This is a genomic window from Bdellovibrio bacteriovorus (assembly GCF_025558485.1).
In the GTDB taxonomy this organism is placed as follows: domain Bacteria; phylum Bdellovibrionota; class Bdellovibrionia; order Bdellovibrionales; family Bdellovibrionaceae; genus Bdellovibrio; species Bdellovibrio bacteriovorus_G.
Genome location: NZ_CP102930.1, coordinates 1627285 through 1649654, shown reverse-complemented (window position 1 = coordinate 1649654; position 22370 = coordinate 1627285). Strand labels below are relative to the sequence as shown.

The window sequence follows — 22370 nt, the reverse complement described above, 5'->3', positions numbered from 1 at the left end:
TGAAATGGGGTCCCTTTTATGAGAACCAATTTAGATGGCTGATTCAAAAATTCGCAACGAAATCCATGTCTTTATCAACGGTGTCGAACATCGCATCGGTGGTGAAAAAGCATTCCTTCCCCTGGCCCAATATCTACGCACCCATTCCCTGCCGGGAACCAAAGTGGTCTGCGCCGAAGGAGACTGCGGGGCCTGCACCGTTCTGGCTTCCAAACTGAAACAAACTTCTGCCGCAGCCGTGGAATGGACATCATTCCAGACTATCAATTCCTGCATTGCTCCGATGTATTTGTTCGATATGGGTTCCTTAGTCACTGTCGAAGGTCTGTCCGAACAGGAAGAACTGAACGAAGTGCAGGATCAAATGCGCGCCTTCCACGGTGGTCAATGCGGTTATTGCACTCCGGGCATGGTGTGTGCGCTTTCATCTTTGGCGGAAAGCAGTCATTGTTCCGGCAAAAACATTTCAGAAAAAAAAGCCCGTAATCATCTGACGGGAAATTTGTGCCGCTGCACGGGGTATGAGCCGATTCTGCAAGCCGCGACACATTTGGATTTATCCAAGTGGAAGCCCCTGAAGGACAAATATCTAACAGCGTCTCAGGCGCAGGGGTTTGCTGTCCGCCTGAATGATTCTTTGATGATTGAAGCCGGGTCTCGCCGCTTCAGTGCCCCGGCTAGTTTTACCGTGGCAGTGGATCAAAAGAATCAATCCCCGGAAACACGACTGGTGGCAGGGGCGACGGATTTAGGAGTTCTTCATAACAAAGGAAAAGTCTTTCTGGACAACGCGATGAGCCTGCATAAGATCGCCGACACGGAAAAGATCGATATCCGTGCCGACGGAGTTTGGGTGGGCGCACGCGTGACGTTGACTCAACTGGAAAATTTTGTAGCGAACACCCTGCCGGAACTGTCCCGTTTGCTGCGCATCTTTGCTTCGCCGCAAATCAAGAATCAAGGCACCCTGGTGGGGAACGTGATGAATGGCTCCCCGATCGGAGACAGCATTCCGGCACTGCTGGCCCTGGAGGCCCGGGTTCACCTGCAATCTGTCACGGGTTTGCGCGAGGTTCCTTTAAGTCAGTTTTACAAAGCCTATAAAGTTTTTGACGTAAAACCCAACGAGATCGCGACTGGGGTTTTAATTCCGGTGCTGGGTACGGAATGGAAAAGCCGTTTCTTCAAAGTTTCCTTGCGCAAGGATCTGGATATTTCTGCAGTGACTTTTGCCGCTGCCCTGAAACTGGATGGCACCAGAATCAGTGAAGCCCGTTTTGCCATGGGCGGCGTCGGTCCCACAGTGGTGCGCCTGCCGGAACTGGAAAAGGCCGCGCAAGGACAAAAATTCAGTGAAGCTCTGTTTGCCGATTTGGGAAAACAGGTTCGCTCTTTGATCAAGCCTATTTCAGATCTGCGCGCTTCGCATGAATACCGTCTGAAGGTTGCGGAAAATTTATTTAAAAAATGTCACTTGGAACTTGAACAGGAAATCCCATGTCCGTAGGTCAAAACATTCCCCATGATTCATCCCGAGGCCACGTCACTGGCGGCAGTGTCTTTATTGATGATCGTCCCCTGATGCAAGGTGAAGTCCAGGTGCTTCCCATCGGCGTTCCTGCCGCCGCCGGAATCCTGAAGTCCATTGATTATACCGAAGCCCTGAAAGCCCCCGGTGTCCTGGCGGTGTTCACAGCCAAAGACCTTTATCACAATTCCTGGGGGACCATCGTGGCAGAGCAGCCGATTCTGGTGGCGGATAAAATCGGTTACTACGATGAACCGGCCCTTTTGCTGGTGGGAACAGATATGGAAGCCCTCTTGCGTGCGAAAAAATTCGTGCGCTTTGAAGTGGAAAAAGCCCCGGCGATCTTTACCATTGATGAAGCCATTGCCCAGCAGAGCTTTATCTATAAAGCCAATGCCTTCAAGGTCGGTGACGCCGCTGCCGCCCTGAACAAAGCCCCTCACCGTCTGCAAGGTGCGTTCGAGTGTGGTGGTCAGGAACACTTCTATCTGGAATCCCAGGCCTGTATCGCTTACCCGATGGAAGATGGTCAGATGGAAATCCATGCCAGTTCCCAACACCCGACAGAAACTCAGCACGTTGTGGCTGAAGCCCTGGGGTTAAGCCTGCATGAAGTGGTCTGTGTTGTGAAACGCATGGGAGGCGGTTTTGGCGGCAAAGAAAGTCAGGCGGCGCCGTTTGCTGCCATGGCGGCCTTGGTGGCGCAAAAAATGAAACGCCCCGCACGTCTGTGTCTGTCCAAGGACGACGACATGATGATGACCGGAAAACGTCATCCCTTTAAGAACTACTATGAAGTGGGCTTTGACGATGACGGCAGAATTTTGGCGCTGAAAGCACACCTTTATGCTGACGGGGGTGCTTATGCCGATCTGTCCAGTTCTATTTTGGATCGTGCCATGTTCCACGTTGATGGCGCCTACTATTTGGCTGATGCGTTTATTGAGGGCTCTGTGGTGCGCACCAATTTATACTCTAACACCGCCTTCCGCGGTTTTGGCGGCCCCCAAGGCACGATGACGATTGAAAGCATCATCGAAGACATCGCGCTTTACCTGAAAAAAGACGCCTTGGAAATCCGCGAACTGAATTGCTATCAAAAAGACGTCAGAAATGTGACTCACTATGGTCAGCATTTAGGGCACAATCCATTACCGGACCTTTTTGCTGAATTGAAAAAAACCTCTGACTACGAACAACGCCGTCGCGAAATTGACGCTTTCAATGCCAGCAGCAAAACCCATGTCAAAGGTTTGTCGATGACCGCCACCAAGTTTGGTATCGCGTTCACCGCCCGATTCCTGAATCAGGGAAATGCCTCTGTGAACGTTCACAAGGATGGTACTGTGCAGGTTTCCACCGGTGCCACAGAAATGGGTCAGGGTGTGAATACCAAAGTGCAACAGGTCGTAGCCCATGCCTTTGGCATCCCGGCGACTTCAGTGAAGGTCATGGCCACATCAACAGAGAAAAATCACAACACCTCCCCCACTGCGGCATCAAGTGGTTCGGATATCAACTGTGCGGCCGCCTTAAAAGCGGCCGATGGTATCAAGAAGCGTCTGGCGTGGTTGTTCCAAAATATTCTGGCGCAGACCCCGATGAATGATATCGCGGAATGCCCGCCACTGAATGAGGATCTGCTGCATTTTGATGAATTCCATTTTGAAGATGAAACCATCACCCACTCTCCTTCCGGAAAAACCCTGCGCTGGGCCGAGGCCATTCAACAGGCGTATTTCAATCGCATGTCCTTAGGGGAATATGCGCACTTTAAAACCGAAGGACTGGGTTTTGATAAAAAAACCAGCCAGGGAACTCCGTTTAAATATTTCACCAATGGGGTTGCGGTCAGCGAAGTGCAGGTGGATGTGTTAACCGGCGAATACAAAGTTCTGCGTTCGGACATCCTGATGGATCTGGGCCGCCGAATCAATCCGGGCATTGATCGCGGGCAGGTCACAGGGGCTTTCGTACAGGGTATGGGCTGGGTGACATCTGAAAAGCTTTTCCATAACAAAGACGGAAAGCTGCTAAGCCATTCTCCGACCACTTACAAGATTCCGAATGTGCAGGATACGCCAAGGGTCTTTAATATTGAATTTATCGAAAATCATGAAAATCGCGAAAACGTTCATCGTTCCAAAGCCGTGGGTGAACCCCCATTCCTGCTGGGGATCAGCGTATGGACCGCACTTAAGGATGCCGCCAATGCCAAAAGCAAAGGCTTGATTTCAACGTTAAAATCCCCGGCCACACCGGAAGACATGCTGATGGAGCTTTCCCGACATGAGTAGATTGAACTTTGAAGACTATCTTTCCGCCGTTAAAACCCTGCAAGAAACCGGGAAAACTTTTGTCAGTGTCACCCTGGTGAATCAACAGGGTTCATCCCCCCAGGAAGTCGGTGCACGCGCCCTGGTGTCGGCGCAAGGACTGGAATTTGGCACCGTGGGTGGCGGCAAAGTTGAAAAGCGTGCCATCGAAGAAGCGCAAAAAATGATTCAGGCCAAAACACCGCATATTTACGCTTCTTGGAATCTGCAAAAAGACATCGGCATGACCTGTGGCGGAGTCGTCAGCTTCTTCTTTGAACTGCACGAACAAAACCATCCGGTCACCATTTACGTTTTCGGCGCCGGTCACATTGCGCAGGAACTTGTGCGACTTCTGATCAAACTGGATTGCAAAGTCACCTGCATTGACCCCCGTCAGGAATGGATCGACAGAATGCCTCCGTCCACAAAGCTAAAAACAATCTGCACCGATCAAATGAAAGAGCTTGTACCTTCCATCCCCGACAACGCTTATGTAACACTGATGACAATGGGACATGGAACCGACCTGCCGGTGTTGATCGAGGTGATGAAACAGCGGGATCGTTTTGCCTATGTCGGCAATGTCGGCAGTGACCAGAAGGCCCGCCGTTTAAGGCAGGATCTTTTGGATGCCGGCCTGCCTGCGGAATCTTTGACCCGCTTCTTCTGCCCGATGGGTGAAAGCTTCGGGACCAATTCGCCGGTTGAAATCGCCTTTAGCATCGTGGCGCAAATTCTTAAAACACGGGATCAGGTCCATGAGCTTGCATAATAAGAAAACCCAGAAAATTTCATCTGAAGAAATGCCTGAACGTCTGGCGCAGGCGCGTGGCGACGGACAGCTGGATCTGTTGATCACCAATGTTCAACTTTTGGATGTCATCACCGGGGAAATTTATCCCACCTGCATCGCCATCGGCGGTCAGCACATCGTTGGTGTGGGACTGGATTACCAAGACCAACCCGCCAAACGGATCTTTGATGCCCAGGGGGCCTTTGTCACACCGGGCTTTATCGACGGGCATTTGCACATCGAATCCTCGATGATGTCACCGTTTGAATTTGAAAAAGCCACCCTGCCTTTGGGCACAACCACCGCCATTTGTGACCCGCATGAAATCACCAATGTTCTGGGTGGTAAGGGCTTTAGCTGGTTCCTGCGTTCTTCAGAACTTATGCATCAAAACTTATTTGTGCAAATGTCCTCGTGTGTGCCCGCCCTTCCAGGGTTTGAAACCACAGGCAGTGACTTCCCGCTGGACGAAATGAAAAGCTTCAAAGATCATCCGGCAGTTTTAGGGCTGGCCGAGATGATGAATTTCCCCGGCGTGATTTACGCTGACAAGGATGTTCATGCCAAGATCGAGGCTTTTGAAGACTTGAATATGGACGGACACGCCCCTTTGCTGCGCGGGAAACCTTTGAATGCCTACCTGTTGGCAGGCATTCAAAACTGCCATGAAACGGTCACCTTAGAAGAAGGCCGTGAAAAGCTGCAAAAGGGCATGGGCCTGATCATTCGCGAAGGCAGCGTTGCGAAGAATTTAAAAACGCTGGCTCCGCTGGTGAATGATTTTTCCTCCCCACAGTGTCTGCTGTGCACGGACGACCGCAATCCATTTGAAATCGCGCATGAAGGCCATATCAACTATCTGATTAAAGAGCTAATAAACACCCACGACGTCGCAGTGCCTGTGGCCTATCGTCTGGCGACTTATTCTGCGGCAAAACACTTTGGCTTAAAACGTCTGGGGCTGGTGGCCCCGGGGAAAAAAGCGGATCTGGTGTTCCTGAAGGACCTTAAGCAGGTGGATATTCAGGACGTGATGATCGGCGGACAATTTGTTTCTGAATTGCAGTTGGAAAAATCCCTGCAGAAAAAACTCACCGCATCGCAGCCCCCTTTGGAAAACACGATGAAACGGGCACCGCTTAAGGCCAAAGACCTGACAGTGAATCTGCTGCCGGGTGTTTATAACGTGATTGAAATTGTGCCTCACGAAATCATCACCAAGCACCTGACCTTGAAATTTGACGGTCAGAAGTTCGCACAGGACGATGTGCTTTTCATGGCAAACATTGAGCGCTATGGCAAAGGCCTTCCTCCGGCGTTGGGGCTGGTGAAAGGTTTGGGTTTAAAACATGGCGCCTTGGCAAGTTCCGTGGCCCATGATTCCCATAACATCATGGTCATCGGCACCAACCCTCAGGACATGGCCGTGGCGGTTAACACCTTGATTGAAAAAGGTGGCGGCTTTGTCGTTGTCGATCAGGGACAAGTTCAGGCGTTGGTGGAACTGCCGATAGCGGGACTGCTCAGCCTGAAAAGTTCTGAGGAAATCAAAGATGGCATTGCGGATCTAAAGAAAGCCTTCCGCAGTTTGGGCGTTACCTTGGACGAACCATTTATTCAGATGGCGTTTCTGGCCCTGCCGGTGATTCCAACGCTGAAGCTCACAGACCGCGGGCTCGTGGATGTGACAAAGTTCAGCTTTATTCCGCTGGAAGCCTAGAAAGCAAGATGTCCCAATGTCTGAAGATTCAGGGTTCTTTCCACCTGCCCTTGAGCATTAAACACGCTCAGGCTGCTAACGGTAGAACCCCGGAATCCCAATAATTTCCCCTGATAGCTCGTCAAGGCAAAACCGAACTGACCTCTGTCGTATTCAACTTCCGTGTGAGCTCCAGTGGAAAGATCAAACTTCCACCAGTCATCGCCGTCAAAAGTATAGAACGTATTTTCATCAGCCAGAAAGGCTTCTTCCCCCCAAATGCTCAGGCCACTGTCCACGGCCATCACAACCTCGCCGCTTTTATTAAAGACCGCCAGATCCGTGTTTACGCCTTCATCAGGCAACCAGACACTTCCCCGGGCAATCAAATGATCCTTGTTTGCGTAGAGCTGCCTTCCGTCGATCTCAAATTCCTGTTCTTCGCCTGTTTCCAAGTTCAACTTTATCGGCTGCATGTCCGAGCCTGATATATAGAGTTCGTTGTCCAGCACCGCCATCGTCTCTATTAAATCGCTCGACACACTGATATCCAAATTTTTAACTTCTCCAGATCTTAAACTGAAAGCCACAAGTCCATTGGTCTCAAGCCCGTTGACTTCATTGATTTCTCCGGCCATGTACACCCAGTCACCATCAATGGCCCAGGCTGATATCCAGTCAGCCTGAATTTCAGGAGCCTGCCAGTCCAACACCTTCCCACTTTCCAAATCGTACCCAAACATCCCGAACTTTTCCGTCATTTCCCGAGCAAGCAGAAATCTTCCCTGCAGGTAAAGATCGTCCCCTTCCGAAAAAACGGCATACACGTCGCGGAAAGGGGAACCATCGGTGATCGAATAAGTATTTTCAACTGACAGATCCGCTTTATTTAGTCTGTAGATATCTATCATTCTTCCGTTCGAGTAGGGTTTGGGAGCATAGATCAGCGAAGTTCCATCGTCGTATAGAGTGGTGTTTTGCAGGCTATCTTTATTGAGATTCAACTGATCCTGAATGACCAGGGTGTCGGCATCGACAGAGAAAACCCCGGTAACAGGGTCTGTTCCCAGCATGCTAAATCTGCCCACCGCGATCAACTGATTACCGTTGACCAACAGATGTTGAATCTCGCCATAAGAATTAGCTGATATTGTCAGCTTTGCAGCCTCCACATTGACAGAAGTCACCGTGGTGAGATCCAGCTTGATCAAGCGAGGATAATTGCTGGTGTTCAAAGCACTCACAAAAAGAGAGTTGTTATAAAATGCCAGCCTGAATTCATAAACAGAATTCTTAAACCCGGCAATATTCGGGCTGCTGACTGTTCCGTCCTGCTGCTTTATCAACGCAACTTTGCCAACGATATTAGTGCCATTCACACTGACAAGATCCGCTGCAATGGCAATATAGTCGTCTGATATATCCAGATCCCCAATCGAATAGTAAGGGGTTGTATAGACCAGACTGATATTTGTACTGCTCAACACACCAGTCTCTGCATTCACGATGGCAAATTTGCTACGAGCAGAACCATTGACTGTGCTAAATCCGCCCAGCAGATAGATCTGACCTTTGTATATCTTAGCCTTATGGACCGGCCCATCAAGTTGTGCCAGGTCCGCCTTGGCACCCGTCTGCAAATCATACGAGCTGATGACATAGGTTCCCAGATCTTCATCCCCCAGACCGATAAAGACTTTGGTGCCAACCTTGCCTAAAAATTCTCCATTGATCGGAGTGTCTGCCACTTCATTGGTGACGGTGGAATATTTCGCAGCATCGGCAACATAACCACCAATACCCTGAATCGCGCCATACACAAACATTTTAGAACCAAAGGTTTTAGCGCCGTGAATATCTCCATGAACAAAGTATTCCTGAATGGAATCATCCGCAGGAGCCGTAAAAAAATTCTTTTTATTAAGAACAACAGGCGGGATAATTTCCGAGTTAATACCCGACAGACTTTCTTCAAGTGAAGCCGACAGCGTGCAGCCACCAGCACCCAAAAGAGTTATCAAAATTAGAAGCGTCCGCACGAGAGTCTTAGAATAGAACAGATCTGTGACGTACATGATTCCCCCAAAAGAACGTCCAAACTATATAAGTTCTTTTCGGCAGAAATCGCGGCATTTTATAGATCTTTTCACAAAGATCCCATATAATTGTGTTTTGAGCGAAACGCTCTCTAATCTTGAGTTTCCTCAAGATTGCGCATATGATCTGCAAGGCGCAGTAGTGAATGCAGAAGTTCACTGCGCAGGGGTTCTGCTATATTCAATTCATCAAAAGCCTGCACCATACAGAGCATCCATTGATCTCTTTCTGACTTACCAATCTTAAAGGGAAAATGGCGCATGCGCAGACGAGGATGCCCGTAACGTTCCATGAACAGATTCGGCCCGCCCAGCCAGCCTGATAAGAACATAAAAAGCTTTTCCTCTGAACCACGCAGATTTTCCGGATGCATCCGGCGGATGCCCTGCACCTCAGGAAGCGTGTCCATGATTTCATAAAATCTTTGGGTCAGGCGGCGCAGGACCGGCTCACCACCTAGCAATTCGTAGGGCTTTTTTTCTTCAGACATTACAAAAAAGTACTCTTTAATCCCGAAGAAAGGCAATCTTCTTTCCCCGTGTCTCAGATTAAGACGCGAACATTTCAAGATTCATTCAAGGGCCCTTTTCATCTTCAGAAGAAGTGATAAAAATCCGATTATTTCTCCATATATACGGGGTTCATTGACATGAAAAGACACATACACCAGTACGTTATCTGCGGCCTCTTCCTGTTCACTTTGGGGTGCGATCGCCTGACCGTGGACAGTAGCAAAATTTCTTTGCAAGTTCCGAGAAGTCTTTCCGGAAAAATGAATTCCGCTTCAACCCCGTTAAGCCTGAAACATCTGGCGGTTCAAGTCACTGCCGCCGACATGAGCCAGCCAATCACTTTCCTGCAGGATGCTGGTGACTCTTCTGCTCTGGGTTCTGAAATCACTTTGGAAATTCCTTCTGGCACCAACCGTCTGGTGCAGGTTCTGGCCGCTTATGCTCCGGCAGGATCTGATGACGGCGCAATTTTATATTATGGCGATGTCAGCAAATCCCTGACCGGCACCACAGAAAATCTGGATGTGCCGTTACAAATGCTGGGCAATGAAAGTTCTGTGGAAGGTCGCCTGCAAGGCCGTTATCTTTCCTCAACCAATACCGGTCCCAGCGGAGAACTTAAACTATTCTATCGCCCCGCAGGCAAACCCGCCCTGCTGGTGGATAAGAAAATGATGTTCGGTGGCTGGTTTGAAATGGTCGCCTTTAACAATATTCCGATGGACTATGTTCTTCCTGACGGCAGCTTTATGGGCGAACAGTGGACCACAGAAAGTCTGACGCCGGGACCTCATCTGATCAAAGTGGCCAAACCCGCCACCTATCGTCGCGACTGGAGCAGTCCGGGGGCGATGCTTTGGAAACCACAAACAGCTGAAAACAAATTCTTTGGTTTCTTTGCCAAGAACGCTTCTTTCCTGACTGACAAAACCGTTTGCATTCAATCAACAACCATCAACGGCGATACGATTTATTCCGGCAATGACTATCTGACAATGACCATGAACACGCCCTTGCCGTTGAAACACTTCCCAACAGGAACGACGCCGACGGTATCCGCTCAGGCCCTGACCTTTATCGGAGGTCGTGATATCACAGTTTGTAATTCCCAGGCTCCGGCCAATGAGTTTCAAACCTATTTGAAGTTCACAACCAATCCTTCGGACAATCGTTTCTACAGCATTCAGGAAAGTATCGGAATCAAGGGTCTGCACACCCTTTTTGCCCAACCGGGCGCCAAACCCATGTATAGATATGACATGCATTTCAGTGCTGACAGTGCCGGTGTTTTCTTTGAACTGCGCACTTTACCAGGGGCCATGGAAGGGCTGGACAGCTATGTCGTCTATACCCGCACGCCGCCAACCAATATGTACAGCATGGAAGACATCCGCTGTGAACCGGAGCATCTTCAGCGCAATAACTGGAGCCAGATTCGCTCCCTTCCCCTATTTAGCGCCGACAACACAACACTTAAGGTCTATCTTGCTGGTGTAAATCCTGAGATCGGAAAACAAAGTGTTCTTTGTCTTGCAAAAGCCGGTCGCCCTTACGGCAATGCCCTCTCCTTGTGGCACATGGATATAACTACGCCGATAACTTCAAGTTTGTCCATTACAACGTCCCCCACAAGCGGCGTGCCTGTAAATGCATCCCCTGCTGTCGGAGAATGCCGGCCCGTGGATGTTTATCTGCAAAGCCCTTCTTTAACTCTGAATCCATACACGGATTTAAACTATACGGTTACAGCCACTGACTACAACAGCTCTCCTGTCGCCGTCCTTTACACTTCCAGCGATTGCTCCGGCACTCCCATGCCCTCTATAACCAAAACCTTCCCGGCCAAAGTCACGGATTCGACCTTCTACGTGAAGTCCGGCTCCAGTGGCAACTTCACTCTGACTGTCATCAACAACAAAGGCCTGGCCAATCCATATCCTTACGTTCTAAATATTATGACTCCTGAAAGCAGTCCTATGAGTCTAAGTCTGGCCGTGGATACAGGATTTAGCCTGGGCTCATTCCCGCCGCTGTCCAATATCTTCCCTCAGGGTTGCCAATCCGTCGTGGCGTTCTTCCACTCTAATGGTATTCCAGTCAGTGCCAGCGGAACGGCCACAGTTTCCTGGAAAGAACCCGATGGCATCAGCCCTTACTCACCACCTTCCGATATTAAGATCGTCAATAACTGCAGTTCCCGCACTGCTCAGGGATCTTCTGTCGCTATCACCAATGGCATAGCTCGCTTCGGTATTGAAGCCGGAGCCGGCACTTTAACCAATGTTAATCTTGTTGTTGACGGACTGGGACTTTCCGCCGGAGCTTACATCAACAATGCTCCTCTGGTTCACCACCTGGCTTTGAATCTGCCGGCGGGCACTCCCACTGTAAATCAGTGCACGGCTGTTAATGTGCAAGCCCAGGACAGCAACGGAGCTTCAGCCTTAGTTCCGACCAAAAAGAAACTTATTTTCACCGTGCAAACCCACGGACAGGATATTTCGGCTCCCGGTCCGGGAGTATCGTACTATTCCGACAGCAGTTGCATGATTTCCATCAATCAGGCCGAAATCCCCGCAGGCAGTTCTGCAACGACGGTCTATATGAAAGTCACCTCTCTGGGAGCTTTTTATCTGGGCTATTTCAGCGAGCATGCCGAAGTCGGGTCCAGTACTCCGACAACGGAAATCCCTGTGAACCCACTTCCCGGCCCGCTGAGTGTGGATCTTGGTGGCAACATCAATATTCCGAACACAGTGCAAATGGGCTATGGAATTTGGGGGGGAACTCCGCCTTATACGGCGACAGTGACTCAAGGTTCTGCGACAGTGGCGATTATTCAACCTTATGTTCCTAACTGGCAGTTGTCGGTGACACCGACTGCTGCGGGGTCTTTGCAAGTCCTGGTTCAGGACAGTGCAGGACAAAGCACAACCGTAAATCTGACTGTGTACTAACAACAAGAAAGCACCATGAAGACAGAAAAAATCAGCATCTTGATTGGCATTATTATCTCGGCTTTTTTTGCGTGGTTTAGCAGTTACTACTTTAATTACTCGCGCACACCGGCCATTCAGCGCCCCTACAGCCCCCTTCTGGAAAGCACCGAAGTGCTGGATCTGCGCATGAATGATTTCAAATATAAAATGCGCCCGTCCGTGCAAAGTCAGGCTCCGGTGGCATTGATTGCCATCGACGATGCGTCTGTGCGTGAAATCGGTCGCTGGCCGTGGAGCCGCGAAATGATCGCGGAAATGACCGGCAAGGTCCTACAACACGGAGCTAAATCTGTTTCCTTTGACGTGATCTTTGCAGAACCCGAAGCTGCCAACCCCACCGCGGATAGCGCATTGGCAAAAGTTATCGAAGCCAACCCCGATAAAGTGGTGCTGGGGACTTTCAGTGAAAATCTGATCGACTTTCAACCCCATCAGGATCTGTGTGTTGCCGAAGCCTTTCTGGCAACCGGCGGCGAACAACTGGTCAAAATCAATCCCAGCTTTTCCATCGATGAAGAAACCCACGCCATTGATGATCTGAACTGGGCCCCGCTGTTTAAAACCTTTTTTGACAGCATTCAAGAGCGCGAAGAAGAAGACCTTCTGAAAAGTCTGGGAAAGTCCTCGCGGGAAGAACTTTCAACATTCCAAAAGAACAATTTAAAAGCCCGTCAATCATTGGCGTTATTTGACTACTGCAAATCCTGGCTGACCAAAGAGGACGTCTTCCTGAAAGGCGAAAATCGCGCGCAAGTGGCTCTGCTTTATGCACAAGTCACCAAAGACTCTGCGGCACTGAAAAACCTAAGCTTTGACAACCTGCTGGCACGCATCCGCAGCTCTTATAAAACACATCCCATCCCGCAGTATGGTGAATGGACCCCGAACATTCCGGAATTACAAACACCCGCGACCTACACCGCTAGCTTTATCGCCCAACTGGATTCTGACGGCTACGTGCGCCGCTATCCCCTGTTCTTCCGTTCTGGTCACAAGCTGGGAACAAGCTTTATTCCCTCGATGGCTTTGCAAAGCTTCCTACTGTCCGGCCCCTACCGGGCCGAGCTAAAAATGAACACGGGTAAAAAAGGCGAAAAATCCCTGGAGTCCTTTAACATCTACGACACCTCCAAAGATCCCGAGGTGAAAATCGCCAGCTATCCGGTGGATGGATCCGGTCAGCTTTTGATTAACTTCTATGGTCGTCAGATGTCGCTGCCTTATGTATCAGCCAAAGAACTTTTCAATGACAGCCCGACCGTCAAGGTCACCACCAGCGTGCTAAATCAACAATCCAAGCAGCTTGTCTATGAAACCAAAGAATACGATAAAAAAGAATTCTTTAAGGACCGCAGTCTTATTGTCGGGGCCACTGCCGTGGGACTGTATGATCTTCGTAACACCCCGCTGGAGGCCAACTATCCGGGGCCAGAACTGCATCTGACCATGCTGGCCAATCTGTTTGATAAAAACTTCCTTAAGCCCTGGAATGCCGAATCCACCCTGATGCCGTGGATTCTTTTAATCGGCGGAACCCTGCTGGCCACCGCCTGGGCACTTATGGGCCCCCTAGCTTCCATTGCCGGATTTATGCTGGTCTTTGCCTTGATGGCCGCATTGGATCTGTGGCTCTTTATGTCCAAACAAATCCTGCTGCATTCGTTTCTGATTTATATCAGTGCTCTTACCGGATTTATCGCGATCCAGTTGTTTAAATACTTCACAGAGGAAAAAAAGAAGAAGGAACTGAAATCCACATTCTCGAAATACGTTTCCCCGGCAGTCGTGGACGAGCTTTTAAAAGATGCCGCTAATCTGAAACTGGGCGGGCGTCGTGAGCGCATGACTGCGTTTTTCTCTGACGTTCGGGGGTTCACAACGATCTCTGAAAAGCTTCCGCCAGAGGAACTGTCACGCGTGCTGAATCTGTATCTGACCCCGATGACTGATATCGTGTTTAAAAATCAGGGCACCCTGGACAAGTATATGGGCGATGCGATCATGGCCTTCTTTGGAGCTCCGGTAAAAGATTCTCAACACGCAGCCCATGCCTGCCGCTGCGCTTTGCAAAGTCTGGTGAAACTTAAAGAATTACAAAAAGAATTTTCCGACAAAGGTCTTCCATATATTGATATTGGAATTGGCATCAACACCGGCGAAATGAGCGTGGGAAACATGGGTTCTAATATCGTGCAGAACTACACAGTCATGGGGGACTCGGTCAACCTGGCTTCACGTTTGGAAGGCATTAATAAAGAATACGGCACCAGAATTGTGATCAGCGAATTTACCTACAATGACATTCAGGAGGAATTCACCGCTCGTGAAATTGACCGTGTGCGAGTCAAAGGAAAGCTGGAGCCGGTGCGTATCTTTGAACTGGTTTGTGAGGGCACCAGTTCAGGAAAAGAAGCCGAGATGCTGGCCTTGTTCCAACAGGGATATGAAACTTATCACGCCCGCAAGTTCACGGAAGCCCAGAAGCTGTTTAAGGCCGGACTGGATCTTTACCAGGGACAGGAGCCGGTCTGTGAATTGTATATTGAAAGATGTCAGGATTACATAGACTCCCCGCCGCCGGAAGGTTGGGATGGAGTCTATGTGATGAAAACCAAGTAGAACTACTTGCCTAAAATACTGTGGGTGAAAGTGAAAAGACTGGTCACAACAAATTTGTTGTAGTCGTAAGAATCTTCGTCTGAATCACCCACATTGTATTGAACGCTCATCAGCCAGTTCACATTACGCTTTAAATCCTTGTTAAAGGCCGCCGTTACAATCGGATTTGAATCGATACGTGTGGTCACTGCTTCATCATAGTTCTGACTGGAATATTCAGCGCGTAAGCTAGCGTTACTTTTCCACCAGGCCGCAAAGGCATAAGTCAGCCCGACAGAAGATCTTTTGTAACGATAGTTACGGCCTTCCGCCTGATTGATCAGATAGCCTGCATCCAAAGTTAAGGACTTTTCCCCTTTTAGATCCAAAATCCATGTGGGCAGCAAGGTTAACCCGTAACGAAGCGCACTTTGATCGTCATCCCCGACAGAGGAATCCAGCAGGGTGTCTTCCTTGGAAGCTTCCACACGCACTGCCATCAGCATGTCACTTTGAACCGGGGCCGCCAAGGTCGTGTTAACTCCCAAAGACCGGATCACTTCCGAACGGGTTCCGCCCGTCGGGCTCATATAGATGCTGCGATAAGTGGGCACCAGTTCCCAGTTCAGGGAACGTTTTGAAAATTCAAATTCTTTATGGAACGGAAGACTTAAATCCAATTGCAATGGGTCAGCTGTTTGTAAAACCGCATCCCCTTGAAAGCTGGTGTTCATGCTGTAATAGTCCGAAACACCAATCTGGGTTCCAAAATCCGAAGTCGGTGTTCTGTTCCAAATGGCCAGTGCACTGGCCCCGTAGTTCAAACGGTAGGCTTTGACGTCGGTGGTGACATTATTTTCTGCGACGTTCAAAACGTTGCCATCATAAACTGCACCGATAAAGCCGGTGAAACGATACTTTTCTTTTTTGCTTTCGTAGAAGGCCTGCATTTTGTCGATCTGATTTAGCAGGTCCTCTGCCGAACGATCCAACTGCGGGTCCTTGGAATTATCCAAAACATATTCCATGCTGGACCGAGCTTCAGGGAATTTCTGCTGCTGCATTTCGATATTTCCGGCAAAAAATGAGGCCATCGGACTTAAAGTCGCATCGTTTTCCGCGCGGATTTCGACGAACTCTTTGCGAGCCTTGTCATAGTCGCGCAACTTTAAGTGATTAAGGGCAATATAGTAGTCTTTTTCCAATGACAGATCCGCAGGCACATCCGCCATGGAAAGTGTTGCCAAAGACTTGTTATAGTTTTCCACCTTGTACAGGGTCACACCATAGCGGTAATAGTAAGAATCCTCTTCAGGGTCCATATCCACGGCCGTGGCGTACTTGCGCTCGGCTCCGGCATAATCCTGTTTGGAGTAAAGCTTGTCAGCTTCCTTAACCAGATTCGTCGCGGCTGACTTCTTGCGATTTTTCTCTGCCAAAGACAACGCCGCCTGCTGTTCCAGCAACTGGGCTCTTTGGGCGGCCTGCTCTGTCTCCAAAGCCAGCTGAGTTTTTTCCTGCTGACGCTTTTCTTCACGCTCCTGTCGTTCCAAACGACGCACAGCCTGCGGGGAAAGAACTTTCGCGGCCGGAGCAGCAACCACTGGTTTGGCCTTTTGTTTTTTTTCCTGAACCGCCACAAACTTCGCCAGATCATCTGCCGACTTAAACAAAACAATTCGCTGCACTGTCTGACCGGGAATGGCATAGGCATAAAACGGAGCCTGTCCCGGATCAGAGAACTCCAGAATGCGCGGCCGATTGTCACCAATAAAGAATTGAATAATAAAGAACCCGCTCCAGGGACTGCCGGGGCCTCCCCTGCGGTGTAACATCACTTGTGCGACTTTGCCGGATTCACTGTCCCGCACACGCAAGGGACGTGATTCCCCTTGAACAGAATTATCCTGAAGCTCCAGCTCCAATGACTGTGTCTGAGAAATCTTTGCATCCAGCGCATAAGCTGAATGAGCAATAAAAACACCCGCAATACCCAAAGCTGCCAATTTCATAGATGTGTCTTCTTCTTAATTTGATTATTGAGGAGTCGGACGAATAATAACCTTGGTCTTTCCACCCGAACGCAGAACGTCCTTTACAGCCGTATCCGTATTCGGAGCACGAACCGTCGTGCTTGGAGGAGCCATCACCGTGTTTCCAACCGGCTTGATGTCCTTCGCCATTCCCATATCCATGTCCTTGCTGTCGATCATAGAAGTGCTTGGCGCTTTTTCAGGACTGACCGCAGGCGGAGACTCAGAAGCGATTTCACGACTGGCCCCCGTTTCTGCAAGTGGAGCTACTGGAGCCAGATTCGCTGCCAAAGAGTCGTTTTCAATTTGTTTCATTTCCTCTTTAGGAAGAGCTTTCGGGGCTTCCGGTGCGCTGGCATTCGGAGCCGTTGTGGTCATCTGACCTTTTTTAACGATCACAGGTTGACCCATCGGACGGCCTTGAGGATTCACGGCCATCACGGCCACGGAGCCTTTAAAGGTCACAATCGAAGTCAGGCTGGTTTTCGGATCAAAGCCTGTTTGGAATTGTGTTCCGCGCACACCGGCGACAGCTGTCGGGGTTTTCACCTGGAATTTATTCTTTTCACCATCGTAGTTTTGCTCTACATTGGCGCGCAACTTACCGGCACCCAGCTTGATTTCAACATTCTTCTTTCCCGTTGCCGGGTCATTCTGATAAGTGGCAATTTCAATTGTCGTGTCGGGATTCAAATTCAAGACGTTGCGATCAGACATGACGATCTTTGCACGGGAATCCGCTGCGGTGATCACTTTGTCACCTTCATAAACCTTGGCGCCGACTTTGGCTGCGGCTTCCGCTTTGCCCGGAGACTGGATTTGCACCCCGCCTTTGACAACCATAAAGACACCGTACATTTTTTCTGCGGCAGAGACCTGCACAACAAGCCCCAAAACAAATAAACCCACAACCGTATTTAAAGACGCTGTCTTAACGTTCATACCCATCCCTGTACTGTTAAATATGATTTCATTTTAGATGAGAAATTCTTGGATTAAAAAAATACTTTGTCAGTTGTCTCGCTTTTGGACCGAGGTCTCAGGGCCTCGACTGGACTTTTATTAAGACAAAAGTCCGATTATGGCGAACGTGAAATCTTTCAGCTCTATTTCGGTACAGGATTTTCTTCAAGGACTCTTCAAGATCCACCCATCTATTTAGAAGGCCTATCAAAAAGCCGACAAGTAAAACATGAAAAATTATTCCGTTCTTCTGTTGTCGGGTCTTTTTGTCGGCCTTACGGGTTGCGATCGTTTGTCTTTGCAGGACTCCTCCAAAGTGCGCATTCAGTTCCCTTCCGCCCAGTCATTGGCTGCCAAAACTGAAACATTTGCAACAACCGGAGGCACGACAAATGACGGTCGCCCGATCCCAACGGGTTTTACGGGTTCAGCCCCGATCAACTGCTATCTGGTGACGGTCACAGGTCCCGAGGAATCACTTCGTAAAAATACCTGCACGCGTGACGACAACTCAATGACTCCCAAAAAAGTGGGCCCCTGGACAGGAGGCGTTCCTGCTGGCGGAGAACTCACCATGGAAGTTCCTTCCGGTGAAAGCCGGGAATTTTCTGTCATTGGCTTCCATGCTCCTGAAGGGCAATGCAAAGACTTTAAATCCGCAGGTTTCGGCGACGCTCTTTCACGTCCGTATATGCTGGGTGGTAAGTCAGGCTTAAAACTTCGTGCAGGCGAAACTGTGGTTGTGGATGTGCCGATCACCTACGACCCTGAAAAATGGTTTGATAGCTGCGACGGTCCCGATTTTCCGGACGACCACTCTGGCCCCGGCGGCAGTTCCCCCACCCGCATCGCCAGCAGCAAAGACTGGTTTCCAGCCAATACATATATCCTAGGAGCCTGCTCCAGTGTCGGTGTTTATCTTTCCGATGATCAAAATAGACACGGGGTTCTTCCTACAGACACGACCTTTTCTATCTTCCTGAACGGCGTGCAAACAAACATTTATCAAAGCTATGAAGAATGCTCTCAGTCGCTGGGGTCTTTCTCGACTGCGACAATTCCAGCGGGGGAAAATTTCAAGGATGTGGTCTTCCGTGTCCCTGACGTGCAGGGAAGCCTGAGTCTGACTATCGCAGACATTTCTTCCTCTGTATTGTTGCAACCTCAAGCCAAGACTTACAATATCGTCGGCTTGGGACAAAAAGGTGTTGAGCTGGAAGGAGCCTCCTCTGTTTTGCCGGACCTCTGCTATCCTTATAAAATCACCCGTCGCTCTATGGATGCTGGTGGTAACCCCGACAACGCCATGTCTCCGGGAACAGTTGATTTCAGCACTGGCCCCGGACTTTCCATTTATACGACGGCTGGCTGTTCAGGAACTCCGGCCATAAAAGCCACGATTCCCTCTTACTCTGCCTCCACGGCAGTCTGGATTAAGACCTCCGGCACAGCGGGGGAAAACACCATCACACTTTCCGGTTCAGGCTTTACGACTTTGACTCAAGCCCTGCGTCGCGGAGGCGGTCAGAATATTCCATGGGGAATTGAAGTGCGCGGTCATCGTGATGGTCCGTCGCGTGACTTCTGCTATAACTCCCCTTATCAAACTATTCTGGTGAATGAACAACACACAGCCGTCCTTGCGGCAGACCGCGTGGATATTGAACTGCCATCACCGGGCGCAGATTATTACACCGACAACGGCTGTATGACCACGGCCACCAACAGTGTCAGCATTCCAACTGGAGCCTATTCCACACCATTTTATATCAAAGCACGCATGCCAAAGCTGCTGTCCTTGCAGGCGGTGGCAACGGGCTTACAAGCCGGTTCCTATCTGATCAATATCCGTGGTCCGTTTAGTTCGGGAACAGAAAGCGTCGCTGTCTCTCAATACAATGGTGTGTGCGCTAAGTCCCCGATGGGCACCTACTGCTGGGGTAATCCCAATGGCGGGCGCCTGGGCTATCCCGTGGGCACTCAGCAAAATATTCCAAAGTATGTCGCCCCAAGTGGAGTTGACTGGAGCTACGTAAAAATGGGTTATGATTTCTCCTGCGGTCTTTCCATGGCTGGCGAAGTCAAATGCTGGGGTCTTAACAACAACGGCCAACTTGGTGACGGCACCACAAACCTTCATGACCTGCCTGCACCGATCAGCGGAGCTGATTATTATTCTTCCCTTTCCGTGTCAGCGGCTTCGGCCTGCGCCATCACCTCTTCCGGAGCCCTGAAATGCTGGGGTTCAAATTCAACCGGCGTGGTGGGTGATGGCACCACTGCGAACAGAAGCACACCTGTTACCATTGATGTGGGAGCAAGCTACAATCAGGTCTCTGTCGGTGGCACCCATGCCTGTGGCGTCACCAATACAGGCACTTTAAAATGCTGGGGCATAAACACCTACGGCAAGCTGGGAACAGGCGATGTTGCCAACTACTACATTCCAACCGTCATTGATGCGGGAACGCCCTATCAAAGTGTTTCTGCCGGAACCACGCACACCTGTGCCGTTACAACCTCCGGACAACTGAAATGTTGGGGCGGTGACGACTTCGGTGCCATCGGTAATGGCGCCGCCAGTGGAAATGTGCTGACGCCCTCTGTGATTGATGCGGGAACCTCCTATACGCAAGTGGCCGTGGGTGAACAAATGAGCTGTGCAGTCACCAACATGGGCACCGTCAAATGCTGGGGCCTTAATAATAATGGCCGTCTGGGTGTGGGTACCACGAACCCGTCCATTGAAGAACCGACCCTGGCCTCCCTGCCCGGTCCGGCAAACTCGGTTTCCACAGGTTCAGGAACAACGTGTGCCATTCTTTCCAACGGCAAACTTTGGTGCTGGGGGGAAGGTCTTGAAGGGGAGCTGGGCATCGACAACCCCATGGATTCCTCCACTCCGGTGGAGCTAAATCTTTAACTGTCCACCCACTTGACAGTCCTGCAAAGACTGCAAACCCCTAAAGCCCCTATTGAAAAATGCAGTTAAAATATCGAAACTGCGAAGGTTCAACAGGGGTTTTGTCATGATTCAAAGACCACATATCATTGGCGTGGCTGGCGGAAGCGGCTCGGGAAAAACACACTTCGCCAAAGAACTGCAACAGGTTCTTGGTGAAGAAAACTGTTCCATCCTTTATCAAGACAATTACTATATTGACCAGTCCGCCCGCTTTGACGGCGACGGTGGATCGGTGAACTTCGATCACCCAGATGCTTTGGACTTTTCCCTGCTGGCGCAAGGCCTGCGCATTTTAAAATCCGGCATCGCCTTAAATGTTCCCATCTACGATTTCGTAACCCATTCGCGCAAAAAAGAAACTCTGTTAAGCCAGCCTAAAAAAGTGATTATTGTCGATGGAATTCTGATTCTGCATTCCCGCGAAGTCCGCGCCGAACTGGATGAGGCGATCTTCTTTGACACACCGGAAGTTTTACGTTTTGAACGTCGTCTGAACCGCGATGTGCACGAACGCGGACGCACTCCGGATGGTGTGCGCAAGCAGTTTGAACTGCAAGTGCGCCCAATGCACAATATGTTTGTGGAACCATCGAAGGAACACGCCCATTTGATCGTAAAAGACCTTGGGGACTACAGTCAGGCTCTGACCCAGGTTCAATCCCGACTGGCGCAAAGATATCTGCTTTAGAATTTTTCAGGTGACAACACCAGCGCTCCCGCCACCGAGGCGGTTTCATTGATCACCCTCTGGGAAATGGCCGGATCCCTGCCAAAATAACCAAATGCTCTTAACTGATTGGGACGCACCACATCCGTGCGACTGGAATTATTTAAGTTCCACACACTGGTAAAGAGCGCATCCCGAAACTCACTTTCCCATAAAAACTGCGGATACTGTTTTCTGGCCCACTGATAGGTCATGTTCGCCATGTGGCAACTGGCGCAATCCAAAGTGCCTGGATTGTGTTTGTCCGGATTCTCGTACCCAGCAATGGTTCTTACCAGTTCCCGAACCTGCGTTTCAGAATAACGCTTTTTAAAACTATAAGAATCACTAACCAGTTCCGCAAATTCCCGGTCCGCATCAGGTTCCGGCGTTATTCCGCCGGTGTAAGACTGAAACTGAAAGGAGGTCTGAGTCACCGCATGCGTCGGCCCGCCAACCCTGGGTACTGTCATGGACTTACTTTTCCCATCGACAATATCAAAACCTGAAAATATCCAAAGCTGTTCTTCGGCCATGACGTTCATGCTGGTCATGCGCACCAGATTTTTCTCTCCGCAGTATTCCAGGATAATATTGCGCAACACTTTCCAATAAACGCCTTTAAACCCTTCCGTTCTTAAACGCGGATGCACCTGCAAAATGTCCGTGCGGCTCCCTGAAGCCAGTCCCCGCCACTGCTGCCAAAGTTCGGCAAAAGTTCTTTCATCGAATTCGTAAAAACTATGAATAGCAGCATCGCGGGTCAGATAAGCACCCTCTTCCCAAATCACGGGCTGCCAGACCAAGCGGATCTGGCGTCGGCAGTTCCATGGCCCCGGCCCCTCGACAAAGCATGGGTCCAATCGCACAGCCACCACCTTCAACTGATCACGCCACAGGGCTTCGTTGGAATGTTCCGGAACCAACTGGAAAAACTGCTGATAGGTTCTATACGACAGCAGGGCCCCCCGTGCGCCGACACTTTCCGGACGCAGCAAAAAAGCTTCCTCTCCAGCACGCGGCAAAGGCAGCAAAATGGAAAAATCATTCAGACTGAAAGCCCCCGCGGAAGCCGCAGACAATAACAGCGAGACCAAAATCATCCGGAAAAACTTCATTTGCATGCCAACTTCATGGCAGGTTCCCTCGACCTTTTCAA

General features: G+C 49.9%; 13 protein-coding genes. 8 read left to right on the top strand and 5 right to left on the bottom strand.

The window, feature by feature from the left end; genetic code table 11:
* Positions 1 to 34: 34 nt before the first annotated feature.
* The 4 genes from EZJ49_RS08215 to adeD are packed head-to-tail and all read left to right on the top strand — an operon-like array spanning position 35 to position 6359.
* The gene (locus EZJ49_RS08215) at positions 35 to 1507 is read left to right on the top strand and encodes a xanthine dehydrogenase small subunit (protein WP_262555872.1); all 1473 of its coding nucleotides are present in this window, start codon (positions 35 to 37) and stop codon (positions 1505 to 1507) included.
* On the top strand, positions 1498 to 3825 hold the full coding sequence (gene xdhB / locus EZJ49_RS08210) for a xanthine dehydrogenase molybdopterin binding subunit (RefSeq protein ID WP_262555870.1): 2328 nt from the start codon (positions 1498 to 1500) through the stop codon (positions 3823 to 3825). Before EZJ49_RS08215 ends, xdhB begins: the two co-directional genes overlap by 10 nt.
* Positions 3818 to 4618 carry a xanthine dehydrogenase accessory protein XdhC gene (xdhC, locus tag EZJ49_RS08205; protein ID WP_262555868.1) on the top strand — a complete coding sequence of 267 codons (801 nt, stop codon included), beginning with the start codon at positions 3818 to 3820 and terminating at the stop codon, positions 4616 to 4618. Before xdhB ends, xdhC begins: the two co-directional genes overlap by 8 nt.
* Positions 4605 to 6359: an adenine deaminase gene (gene adeD, locus EZJ49_RS08200; RefSeq protein WP_262555866.1), complete on the top strand. Its 1755-nt coding sequence runs from the start codon at positions 4605 to 4607 to the stop codon at positions 6357 to 6359. The genes xdhC and adeD overlap by 14 nt, the downstream gene beginning before the upstream one ends.
* Here adeD and EZJ49_RS08195 read toward each other — a convergent pair.
* Positions 6356 to 8413, bottom strand: coding sequence for a hypothetical protein (locus EZJ49_RS08195; protein ID WP_262555864.1), 2058 nt, complete (start codon positions 8411 to 8413; stop codon positions 6356 to 6358). The genes adeD and EZJ49_RS08195 overlap by 4 nt on opposite strands.
* A 113-nt stretch (positions 8414 to 8526) precedes the next feature.
* Positions 8527 to 8925 carry a group II truncated hemoglobin gene (locus tag EZJ49_RS08190; RefSeq protein WP_262555862.1) on the bottom strand — a complete coding sequence of 133 codons (399 nt, stop codon included), beginning with the start codon at positions 8923 to 8925 and terminating at the stop codon, positions 8527 to 8529.
* A gap of 159 nt (positions 8926 to 9084) precedes the next feature.
* Here EZJ49_RS08190 and EZJ49_RS08185 point away from each other — a divergent pair, with 159 nt between their 5' ends.
* Together EZJ49_RS08185 and EZJ49_RS08180 are read left to right on the top strand one after the other, a co-directional pair.
* Entirely contained in the window at positions 9085 to 11904 is a 2820-nt protein-coding gene (locus EZJ49_RS08185; RefSeq protein WP_262555860.1) for a hypothetical protein, read from the top strand.
* Positions 11905 to 11919: 15 nt separating this feature from the next.
* Positions 11920 to 14565 carry an adenylate/guanylate cyclase domain-containing protein gene (locus EZJ49_RS08180; RefSeq protein ID WP_262555857.1) on the top strand — a complete coding sequence of 882 codons (2646 nt, stop codon included), beginning with the start codon at positions 11920 to 11922 and terminating at the stop codon, positions 14563 to 14565.
* Positions 14566 to 14567: 2 nt separating this feature from the next.
* On the opposite strand, the gene EZJ49_RS08175 is transcribed toward EZJ49_RS08180, so the two are convergent.
* On the bottom strand, positions 14568 to 16556 hold the full coding sequence (locus tag EZJ49_RS08175; protein ID WP_262555856.1) for a tetratricopeptide repeat protein: 1989 nt from the start codon (positions 16554 to 16556) through the stop codon (positions 14568 to 14570).
* Between the two features lie 24 nt (positions 16557 to 16580).
* Positions 16581 to 17519, bottom strand: a complete 939-nt coding sequence (locus tag EZJ49_RS08170; RefSeq protein WP_262555855.1) for a FecR family protein — start codon at positions 17517 to 17519, stop codon at positions 16581 to 16583.
* Positions 17520 to 17769: 250 nt separating this feature from the next.
* On the opposite strand from EZJ49_RS08170, the gene EZJ49_RS08165 reads away from it, so the two are divergent.
* Positions 17770 to 20463 (top strand): RCC1 domain-containing protein, encoded by a 2694-nt coding sequence (locus tag EZJ49_RS08165; RefSeq protein ID WP_262555854.1) that lies wholly within the window; start codon positions 17770 to 17772, stop codon positions 20461 to 20463.
* A gap of 109 nt (positions 20464 to 20572) precedes the next feature.
* The gene (gene udk, locus EZJ49_RS08160; RefSeq protein ID WP_410468763.1) at positions 20573 to 21193 is read left to right on the top strand and encodes a uridine kinase; all 621 of its coding nucleotides are present in this window, start codon (positions 20573 to 20575) and stop codon (positions 21191 to 21193) included.
* On the opposite strand, the gene EZJ49_RS08155 is transcribed toward udk, so the two are convergent.
* Complete coding sequence (locus EZJ49_RS08155; RefSeq protein ID WP_262555850.1) at positions 21190 to 22335, bottom strand: hypothetical protein; 1146 nt, start codon at positions 22333 to 22335, stop codon at positions 21190 to 21192. The genes udk and EZJ49_RS08155 overlap by 4 nt on opposite strands.
* Positions 22336 to 22370 lie beyond the last annotated feature (35 nt).

What these genes read in the sequence shown, in the direction of transcription:
- EZJ49_RS08165 (WP_262555854.1), top strand. Translation starts at nt 17,770, where the DNA reads ATGAAAAATTATTCCGTTCTTCTGTTGTCGGGTCTTTTTGTCGGCCTT.
- adeD (WP_262555866.1), top strand. Translation starts at nt 4,605, where the DNA reads ATGAGCTTGCATAATAAGAAAACCCAGAAAATTTCATCTGAAGAAATG.
- EZJ49_RS08190 (WP_262555862.1), bottom strand. Translation starts at nt 8,925, where the DNA reads ATGTCTGAAGAAAAAAAGCCCTACGAATTGCTAGGTGGTGAGCCGGTC.
- xdhC (WP_262555868.1), top strand. Translation starts at nt 3,818, where the DNA reads ATGAGTAGATTGAACTTTGAAGACTATCTTTCCGCCGTTAAAACCCTG.
- EZJ49_RS08175 (WP_262555856.1), bottom strand. Translation starts at nt 16,556, where the DNA reads ATGAAATTGGCAGCTTTGGGTATTGCGGGTGTTTTTATTGCTCATTCA.
- EZJ49_RS08180 (WP_262555857.1), top strand. Translation starts at nt 11,920, where the DNA reads ATGAAGACAGAAAAAATCAGCATCTTGATTGGCATTATTATCTCGGCT.
- EZJ49_RS08215 (WP_262555872.1), top strand. Translation starts at nt 35, where the DNA reads ATGGCTGATTCAAAAATTCGCAACGAAATCCATGTCTTTATCAACGGT.
- EZJ49_RS08195 (WP_262555864.1), bottom strand. Translation starts at nt 8,413, where the DNA reads ATGTACGTCACAGATCTGTTCTATTCTAAGACTCTCGTGCGGACGCTT.
- EZJ49_RS08170 (WP_262555855.1), bottom strand. Translation starts at nt 17,519, where the DNA reads ATGAACGTTAAGACAGCGTCTTTAAATACGGTTGTGGGTTTATTTGTT.
- xdhB (WP_262555870.1), top strand. Translation starts at nt 1,498, where the DNA reads ATGTCCGTAGGTCAAAACATTCCCCATGATTCATCCCGAGGCCACGTC.
- EZJ49_RS08155 (WP_262555850.1), bottom strand. Translation starts at nt 22,335, where the DNA reads ATGCAAATGAAGTTTTTCCGGATGATTTTGGTCTCGCTGTTATTGTCT.
- EZJ49_RS08185 (WP_262555860.1), top strand. Translation starts at nt 9,085, where the DNA reads ATGAAAAGACACATACACCAGTACGTTATCTGCGGCCTCTTCCTGTTC.